Origin of the sequence: Sphingomonas sp. GlSt437, assembly GCF_048015635.2 — a bacterium.
Taxonomy (GTDB): domain Bacteria; phylum Pseudomonadota; class Alphaproteobacteria; order Sphingomonadales; family Sphingomonadaceae; genus Sphingomonas.
The window spans coordinates 1-5,950 of the sequence record NZ_JBPGYA010000006.1 but is presented as its reverse complement, the minus strand read 5'-3'; the positions used below and the strand labels follow the sequence as shown (position 1 = coordinate 5,950).

Here is a 5,950-nt window from a genome sequence, read left to right as displayed (position 1 = left end):
GTGCCCGCGGATTGGTACTGCCCGGACTGCGGCGCGACCAAGGAAGATTATGAACGTCTAGACTTCTGACGGAGCGCCAGGTGCCACCGTGCGACTTCAACAGCCATGTCATTGTGAGGAGAGCCCCATGAATGTCCAAGCATTCCCGCGCGCCAGCTCCGACCCCGGTCTCGACGCGAATCAGATCCAGGCTCTCTTCGCCTGCCAGCGCGAGGCGGTCGAGCGTGATAGAGCGCGGTTCGGCTTGCGGGATCGGCTGGATAGCCTGACGCGGCTGAAAATTACGATCAAGCGACGCGAAGGTGACATCATCAGCGCGCTTGCCTCTGATTTCAGGAAGCCGGAACCAGAGGTGCGGCTGACCGAACTCTTCCCGGTCTATCAGGAAATATCACACGCCAAACTGCACCTGAGGTCCTGGACGAAACCCCACCGCGTTCCGGGTTCGCTCGGCATGTTCGGCACCAGCGCGCAGGTGCGCTACCAACCCAGGGGCGTGTGTCTGATCATCGCGCCGTGGAACTATCCCGTCAATCTGAGCCTCGGACCGTTGGCGTCGGCCTTGGCCGCGGGAAATACCGCTATTATCAAACCGTCGGAGCTGACGCCGGCGACGTCCGCCATCATCCGGCAGATCGTTGAAGAGACATTTCCGCCCGAGCAGGTCGCGGTGTGCGAGGGCGACGCATCGGTATCGCAGGCACTGCTGGACCTGCCGTTCGACCATATCTTCTTCACCGGCAGTCCTCAGGTCGGCAAGATCGTGATGGCAGCCGCCGCGAAGCACCTCACCTCGGTAACACTCGAACTTGGCGGCAAATCCCCCACGATCGTCGATTCGACAGCCGATATCGACGACGCAGCGCGCAAGATCGTCTGGGGAAAGTTCTCCAACAATGGCCAGACCTGCATCGCACCCGACCATATCTATGTTGCGCGCGATCAGGCGCGGAACCTGGTCGATGCCCTCCGGCGCGAAATCCGGCGCGTGTACGGGAAGGCCGAGACCGATCAGAAAGGCAGTCCGGATTATGGGCGGATCGTAAATTCGCGGCATTTCGACCGCCTCAGCGCACTACTCGACGATGCAACCTCGCACGGCGCACTGGTTCTCGAAGGCGGCACGCGAGATCCGGCGCAAAAATATATCGCACCCACCCTGATCGGGGGCACCACCCATCAAATGGCGATCTCGCGGGAGGAGATATTCGGGCCGGTCCTGCCTCTGATCGAGTTTGACGATATCGATAGCGTCATCGAAGCTATCAACGCCGGCCCCAAGCCGCTCGCTCTTTATATCTTCAGCAAGGACGCCGCTGCCTGGGAGGCGATCATCGCGCGGACCAGTTCCGGCGGTGTTTGCATCAACCAGAATGTCGTCCAGTTCCTCCATCCCAATCTACCGTTCGGAGGGGTCAATAACAGCGGTATCGGAAGCGCGCATGGCTTCCACGGCTTCAAGGCATTCTCGCACGAACGCGCGGTGTTGAGGGACAGGTTCTCCGTCCTGCGACTTCTGTTCCCGCCCTACACGCCCGCCGTGAAGCGATTGATCGATATCACAGTCCGCATTCTCGGCTGACCGCCCCAACAAGAGAGTGGTGCTGGCACCACCGATCGGAGACATGGATGTTTGACTATATCATAGTGGGGGGCGGGTCCGCCGGTTGTCTGCTGGCAGAGCGTTTGTCGGCCAACCCCGAGATACAGGTCTGTCTGCTTGAGGCGGGACCGCCCGACCGCAGTCCGCTGATCCACATGCCCATCGGGATCGCGCTTCTTTCCAAGAGCAAGACGCTCAACTGGGCCTATGAAACGCAGCCGCAGCCCCATCTCGGCAACCGACGGCTGTTCTGGCCGCGCGGAAAGACGCTCGGCGGCTCAAGCTCGATCAATGCGATGGTCTATATCCGCGGTCATCGCGAGGATTATGACGCCTGGGGAGAGGCGGCGGACCCGATCTGGTCCTTCGACAATGTGCTTCCGCTGTTCAAGGCCATGGAGGCCAACGAGCGATTTGGAAGCGACGCGCACCATGGCGGCTATGGCGAGCTGCACGTCAGCGACCTTAGGACCGTCAACCGGCTGAGCGAAGCTTTCGTGGAGGGCGGCCAAGAGGCGCAGTTTCCGCGCAACATCGATTTCAATGGCGAAACGCAGGACGGTGTCGGCTTCTACCAGGTCACGCAGCGCAAGGGGCGGCGCTGGAGTTCCGCGCGGGCCTTCCTATCAGGGGCAATAGGGCGGCCCAACCTCCAAATCATCACCGGAGCGCGGGCAACGCGGATCATCCTCGAGGGGCGCAAGGCGGTCGGAGTGACCTATACGTCGGGCGGCAAGCTCACCGATCTGCGCACGAGGGGTGAGGTCATTCTTTCAGGCGGCGCGATCAATTCACCACAACTGCTGATGCTGTCCGGCATCGGCGACGCTGCCGAGCTGGACGCGCTCGGCATTCCGGTCGCCGTCGACCTTCCGGCAGTCGGAAAGAACCTGCAGGACCATCTCGACATCACGATCATGCACGAAGCGAATGATCGCACGCCGATCGGCATCGCGCCCTCCTTCATCCCGCGGGCGCTGGCTGGGGCTTTGTCCTACATCTTCCAGGGGAAGGGCTTCCTGACGAGCAACGTCGCCGAAGCCGGCGGCTTCGTCAAAAGCTCGCCCTCGCAAAGTCGGCCGAACCTGCAGTTCCACTTCCTTCCGACGCTGCTGAAGGACCATGGGCGGCAGATCGCCTTCGGCTATGGCTACACCTTGCATGTTTGTGATCTTTTGCCGAAGAGCCGGGGACGGATCGGGCTCAAGAGCCGCGATCCGCTCGACGATCCCTTGATCGATCCCGCCTATCTCTCGGCTCCCGAAGACATAGAGACGATGGTCTCGGCGGTAAGGATCGGGCGGCAAATCCTGTCGGCGCCTTCGATAGCGACCTTTTCGAAACGCGAGCTTGTTCCCGGATCGTCGATCGAGAGCGAAGCGGACATCATAGCGGACATCCGCCACCGAGCGGAAACCATCTACCACCCCGTGGGCACGTGCCGGATGGGGAGGGACCAGCAGTCGGTTGTCGATCCGGCGTTGCGCGTCCGCGGGGTGGAGGGTCTTCGTGTCGTCGATGCCTCGATCATGCCGACGCTCGTCGCCGGGAACACCAATGCGCCGACGATGATGATCGCGGAACGCGCCGCGGGGCTCATTCTCCGAAAGACCAAGCTCATCGCGGGCGCGGACGACGAACAATCCTCTGCCGTGTCGCCGAGCGCCAGGCAGTGGAGCCGGGCTGGATAGAGCGGCCCTCCGGACGGAATATCGCCGACGATTTACCGACACCTTCCTGAACCTGGCGGGTCATCATAAGAGGAGGAGACTATCATGACCATCATTCGCAAGACTGCTCATACATCGCCGTTGCCGCTCGTCGGAGCGCTGTTTGTTTTTGCCTGCCTGGCTCAGCCTGCTTCCGCGCAGGATTCGCCGGAACTCAAGCGGTGGGCTGTCACCGTGAATGCGACGCGGGTCCTTGTGGATGAGAACGCCCCGAACATCACCCTGGCGGGCGAACCTCTTCCCGGCTCCAACGTGCGAATTGGCAACGCGACCACCGCGACCGTGGACGTCGGCTATTTCTTCACGCCGAACATCGCCGCCAATCTGTTCCTGGGCGTGCCGGCCCCTGCCGAGATCGACGGCGCCGGCACCGTCGCACCGCTCGGAACACTCGCCAAGGTCCATTACGGGCCGGCGGTCCTTTCTGCTCAATATCATTTCAACAGCCGAGGCAAGCTCCACCCCTATGTCGGGGTCGGGGTGGGCCGTGTCCTGTTCTTCAACAAGCGCGACAGGGCTCTGAGCGATTTCGACATCCACGATAGCTGGGCGCCGGCCGGCCAATTGGGCGTTCGGTACGAACTCAACCGATCGTGGATGCTGAACGCTGACGTCCGGTATGTCCCCTTCTCCACGCATGCGTCCGGTTCGCTTGGGGGAGCGCCTGCGCGAACGCGCCTCGACATCGATCCCATTCTGACGAGCGTCGGGATCACTTTTCGTTTCTGAGCGCAGATCCCGACACATTGCATGGAGAATTGAATGCTGGGCCTGATGATGGACCGTCCATTGCTCATCTCGCAGATTATCGAACATGCGGCCGAGTATCATGGAGACAATGAAATCGTATCCCGGTCTATCGAAGGCCCCATTCATCGTTATACCTATGCCGCAGCCGCACGGCGCTCGCGCCAGCTTGCCAATGCGCTTGGGTCGCTGGGCGTCGTTGCGGGGGACCGGATCGGCACGCTGGCGTGGAACGGATATCGACATCTCGAAGTCTACTTCGCGGTGTCCGGCAGCGGGGCGATCTGCCACACGCTCAATCCGCGTCTCTTTCCGGAGCAGATCGCCTACATCATCAACCACGCCGATGACCGGTTTATCTTCGTCGACCTCAACCTCCTCGCCATTCTCGAAGGGGTCCAAGCCGAGCTTTCGGGCGTGCGGGGGATCGTCGTGATGACCGACCGCGCGCATATGCCTGCCGCAACCAGCCTGACCAACCTGCTGTGCTACGAGGATCTGATCGCCAAGGAGGACGCTGCGTTCGACTGGCCCGAATTCGACGAGAAAACGGCCGCGTCGCTCTGCTACACCTCAGGCACGACGGGAGACCCGAAAGGCGTTCTCTACAGCCACCGCTCAACGATCCTGCACGCCTGGGCCATCAACGGCGCTAATGCCATGGGCTTCACCGCCGATGACATCGTCCTGCCTGTCGTCCCCATGTTCCACGCCAACGCCTGGGGTATCCCCTATGCCGCTCCCATGGTCGGAGCAAGGCTGGTGCTTCCTGGCTCCAGGATGGACGGAGCCAGCCTTTTTGAGCTGTTCGAAGACGAGGCGGTTACTTTCGCCGCCGGCGTTCCGACCATCTGGCTGGACTTGCTTCGCCATTGCGAAGCGAACGGCCACCGCCTGTCTAAGCTGCAGCGGACCCTGATCGGCGGAGCCGCGCCACCGCGCGCCATGATCGAGCGGTTCGACAAGGAACATGGCGTGCGGGTCATACAAGGCTGGGGAATGACGGAAATGAGTCCACTCGGCACAATCACGTCCGCGCGTCCGGGCGACGGAAATCTGCCTGAGGAGCAGCGCTATGGTCTGATTTCAAAGCAGGGCCGGCCCGTCTTCGGTGTCAATCTCAAGATCGTCAATGACGAAGGCGTCACGCAGCCAAGGGACGGCGTGGCCTTCGGTGACTTACTGGTACGCGGACCCTGGACGGCAAAGGCATATTTTCGCAGCGAGGAAACCACCGCGCTCACGCATGACGGCTGGTTTCACACCGGCGACGTCTGCACGATCGATCCCCAAGGGTACATGACCATCACCGATCGGTCCAAGGATGTCATCAAGTCGGGAGGCGAGTGGATCAGCTCGATCGATCTGGAGAACACTGCCGCCGGTCATCCTGCGGTTGAGGAGGCGGCTGTGATCGGCATCCCCCACCCCAAATGGGACGAGCGGCCGCTGCTGGTGCTTGTTCGGAAAGCCGGCGCGACCGTGACTCGCGAGGAGATGCTGACGTTCTTCGAAGGAAAGGTCCCGAAGTGGTGGATTCCGGATGACGTCATCTTCGTCGATGAACTGCCGCACACAGCTACCGGAAAATTACTTAAAGCAGAGCTGCGAAGAAAGTTACATGCGTATACGCCCGTTGTTATGGGCTGAACCATATGAGGTATAATCACCGGCGACAGGCCTCCAGTGCACACCTCCAGGCCGTTATTGGTCAGCCGGTGAAACGGTCTTTCATTTGTTGACCTGTTATAGTCGTAGCACGTGGGCGTAGGTGCCGGCGCGGAGCGGCGGTTCTAGGCGGCAGGTGGCAGCTCTAGCGTAGTATAAGCTGCGACTCGTATTCGTCCCATTTATCCACGCTGGGGCGCCA

5 protein-coding genes are annotated in these 5,950 nt (G+C 61.3%); all 5 read left to right on the top strand.

Going from position 1 to position 5,950, the window contains the following annotated elements; genetic code table 11:
- The 5 genes from ACLB0R_RS16810 to ACLB0R_RS16790 all read left to right on the top strand — a co-directional run bounded on the left by ACLB0R_RS16810 (position 1) and on the right by ACLB0R_RS16790 (position 5,730).
- Positions 1-69, top strand: a complete 69-nt coding sequence (locus ACLB0R_RS16810) for a rubredoxin (RefSeq protein WP_434953882.1) — start codon at positions 1-3, stop codon at positions 67-69.
- 58 nt (positions 70-127) lie between these two features.
- The gene (locus tag ACLB0R_RS16805; RefSeq protein ID WP_167712845.1) at positions 128-1,582 is read left to right on the top strand and encodes an aldehyde dehydrogenase family protein; all 1,455 of its coding nucleotides are present in this window, start codon (positions 128-130) and stop codon (positions 1,580-1,582) included.
- Positions 1,583-1,629: 47 nt separating this feature from the next.
- Positions 1,630-3,294 (top strand): GMC family oxidoreductase, encoded by a 1,665-nt coding sequence (locus ACLB0R_RS16800; RefSeq protein ID WP_167712847.1) that lies wholly within the window; start codon positions 1,630-1,632, stop codon positions 3,292-3,294.
- Positions 3,295-3,378: 84 nt separating this feature from the next.
- On the top strand, positions 3,379-4,062 hold the full coding sequence (locus tag ACLB0R_RS16795) for an OmpW/AlkL family protein (RefSeq protein WP_167712849.1): 684 nt from the start codon (positions 3,379-3,381) through the stop codon (positions 4,060-4,062).
- A 33-nt stretch (positions 4,063-4,095) separates the two neighbouring features.
- Complete coding sequence (locus ACLB0R_RS16790; RefSeq protein ID WP_167712851.1) at positions 4,096-5,730, top strand: 3-(methylthio)propionyl-CoA ligase; 1,635 nt, start codon at positions 4,096-4,098, stop codon at positions 5,728-5,730.
- Positions 5,731-5,950 lie beyond the last annotated feature (220 nt).